The organism is Actinomadura rubrisoli (assembly GCF_004349215.1).
In the GTDB taxonomy this organism is placed as follows: Bacteria; Actinomycetota; Actinomycetes; order Streptosporangiales; family Streptosporangiaceae; genus Spirillospora; species Spirillospora rubrisoli.
Map to the genome: position 1 here is coordinate 1 of NZ_SMKU01000578.1, position 3,165 is coordinate 3,165.

The following is a 3,165-nucleotide window of genomic DNA, read 5'->3' on the forward strand; positions in this document are numbered from 1 at the left end:
GCTCCCGCGCCGGTGCTGTCCGGGATCCGCTGACCATGGAGAAGCAGACGCCCGGCGCGGTCTCTAAGATCGGCGCATGACATCGGCGGACGAATCGGTCATCGCCGGGCTGGACCCCCGGACCTGCGCGCCGGACGTCCTGGCGGCCCTCGCCGGGCAGGGGGACGCGCGGCTCCGCACGCTCGGGCTGGCCCGCCTCGCCGACCGCCTCGACGAGCGGCCCGAGGACGGGGACCGGTATGCGGCATCGCTGCCGGCCTCCCTGGAGGACCTCGTGGGCGCCGTGCTCGCGGACGGCCCGCCGGAGGCCGCGCTCGCGCTGGCCCGCGTCCACCTGCGGCTGCGGGCGCACGTCCGCGCGTGGCCGGGGTGGCGGGAGGCGGGCCTGCCGGTCCGTGTCCAGATCGCGTGGCTGTGCGCGGAGATCGCCGGGCGGCCCGCCGCCGTGCGGGACGAGCCGGCGGGCGATCTGCTCTACCGGGCCGTGCGCGGGCTGGCCGTCGTGGACCTGGACGACCCCGAGGCGTTCGCCTGGGAGCTGATGGAACGTCCCGATCCCGTGCTGCGGGCCGAGGCGTTCCGGATCGTCCGGGACGCCCTTCTCGCGGCCGTGCTGGTCCCGCGCCGGGCGCGGGCGCTGGTCGAGAGCCTCGCGGCCGACGTCCCCGCCGCCCTGGCGGAGCTGGCCGAGCCGTGGGCGGCCCTGGACCCGCTGCCCGAGGAGCGGATGCGCCGGTTCCTCGCCGCCGGGCCCGCCGGTCCGGCGATCGAGGCCGCCGCCCGCCACGGGCACAGGCGGCTGCTCCGCGACGTCGCCGCCGACCCCGGACGGCCCCCGCGGCTGCGGCGCCGGTCGCTCGAACTGCTCGGCGGGATGGCCACCCGCGAGGACGTGGGCGATCTGACCGGCATCGCCGTCCAGGATCCGCTGCTGCTCGCCGGGCCCGCCGTCGCCTGCCTGAGCGGGATGCACCGGCGCGGCCATTTCCCGTCCGGACGCGACGTCCCGGCGATCGTCGGCCTGGCCCTCGCCGACCATTGCGTCCCCGCCGGCGAGGTCGCCGCGCTCCTGTTCTCGTGCAGGCATGAGACGCTCCGGGAGCTGACGACGGCCGCGGAACCGACGTGCTGGCCCCGCCGCCTGGAACTGCTCGTCGCGCTCGACGCGCAGGGCGTCCCCGGCCTGGACGTGGGCGGCGCCGTGACGGCCCTTGCGCGCCGCGCGGACGACCCCGCGCCGTTCCTCCGCGCGATCCGCGAGCTGCGCCACCTGCCCGCCGAGGACACCGTCCTCGACCTGCTGCCCCGCGCACCGCGCGAGGCGCTCGCCGCACTGGAGGCCGTGGGCGGCGAGCGGACGGCCGGGGTTCTGCGCGACGGCCTGGGCCTGGACGGCGGCGGCATCGTCCGGCACCTGCGGCCGTTCAGGCACCGCGCCCTGGAACTGCTCTGGCACCTCACCGGCGACACCGCGCGACGGCGGTCGCTGCTGGAGCGGCTCAACCCCCGGGACCTTCCGCGCCGGATCGCCGACGACCTCGGCGCACCGGACCCCCGCGAGCTCGCCCTGCTCCGCGCGGGCCTGGACCCCCAGGAGCCGGTCGAGGCCCTGGCCAGGCTGGCCCGCAACGGCGACGCCTCCACCGTCCCGGCCCTGGCCGACCTGCTGCTCCGCGTCGCCTCGGCGGGGGACGAGGCGTCCGTCCCGGACGAGGCCGTCGCCGCCGTCCGCGACCTCGGGGCCCGCCTGTTCCGCCGGGGCGCGATCCGTCCGCGCTGCCTACTGGACGCGGCGGACGCGGCCGGGGCCGGGCACGCCCTCGTCGCGAGCCTCGCCCTCGACCTGCTGGACCGTCCCGGGCTCGTGCCGTCCGAGCGGACGGCTCTGCTCGACCTGCTGCGGCGCACCCCGTACCGCCGGGCGAAGGCGCGCGTGCACCCGCTGCTGCGGCACCGGGACCGGCACGTCCGGGGGCACGCGATCGCGGTCATCGCGCGGGACGCCGGCGACGCGCGGGCCATGTCGGCGAGCCTGATCCCGCTGACGCGGGCGGACGACGAGCAGACCGTCCGGCAGGCGCTCCTCGCGCTGGGCGAGGCGCGCGCGACCTGGGCCGCCCCGGCGGTCGCGGCCTGCCTCGACCACCGGAACATGAACGTCAAGAAGACCGCCGCGACGGCCCTCACCCGCGCGGGCGCGCCGTCCGCCGTCCCGAAACTGCTGTACTGGCTCGGCCACCACGACAACCCGGGCTTCCGCGACGCGCTGACCGACGCGCTCCGGACGATCCTCGCGGGGGCCTTCGCCGCGACCGTCCTCGCGGCGGCGGACCGCGCCGAGGACGACCGCGCCCGCGCCCTCCTCCTGTCCGCCCTGGACGGCCTGCTCTCGCCCAGGTCCGCCGCGGCCCTGGCGCGGTACGGCGTCACGGTCCCGGTGACGACCGTCTCGGACGCGCGGTCGCTGCTCGAACACGGCTGGAACACCGAGATCGCACGCCGCGTCGTGGACGAGCACGAACGCGACCCCGCACGGCCGCCCGACCGGCGGCTCCGTCCGCAGCTGCCCCGCTGGCTGGACCTCGCGGCCTCCGGCGATCCCGGGCCCGTCCTGCGGTTCACGCTGCGGCTGTGCCCTCCGCCCTGGGCGGACGCGGAGCTGGAGACTGCGGCCCGATCGTCGCGCACCCTGGTCGACGGCCTGGCCGCCATCGGCGACGCCCGTCTCCTGGATCTGCTCGACAAGGCGATCCCCAAGCTCCGTCCGCTCGAACGGCTCGACCTGACCGGGCAGGTGCGCGGGCTCGCCCTTGGCCGTGCCGGGCTCGTCCTGCTGCGCCGTTGCGGTGCCGTCCTGACGCGGGACGACCTCCACCACGCCCTCGCCACAGCGGAGAACCAAGAGGCCGTGCTCCGGGAGGCGTTCGCCCAGGCGGAGACCGACGGCGCGTTGCACGAGTCCTTCCACAAGGCGGCTCAGGACCCCGACTCCCTGGCACGCCTGCGCGCCCAGCAAGCAGGAACATCACGTGACCGCCTCGACGCACTGATCGCCGCCTACCCCATGGCACCCGCGTCCGCCCGCGCCGCGCTCCTCGACTGGATGCTCGACCTGCAACCGCTGGACGCCCCGCCCTGGACGCTGGCGGAGGAGGCCCGGACCCC

Annotated in this window: 1 protein-coding gene; it reads left to right on the forward strand. The window is 77.4% G+C overall.

Annotated elements, in window-relative coordinates; all coding sequences use genetic code 11:
* Positions 1–76: 76 nt before the first annotated feature.
* Positions 77–3,165: HEAT repeat domain-containing protein (locus E1298_RS45565; RefSeq protein WP_131903593.1), on the forward strand; the 3,089-nt coding region annotated here is incomplete at its 3' end.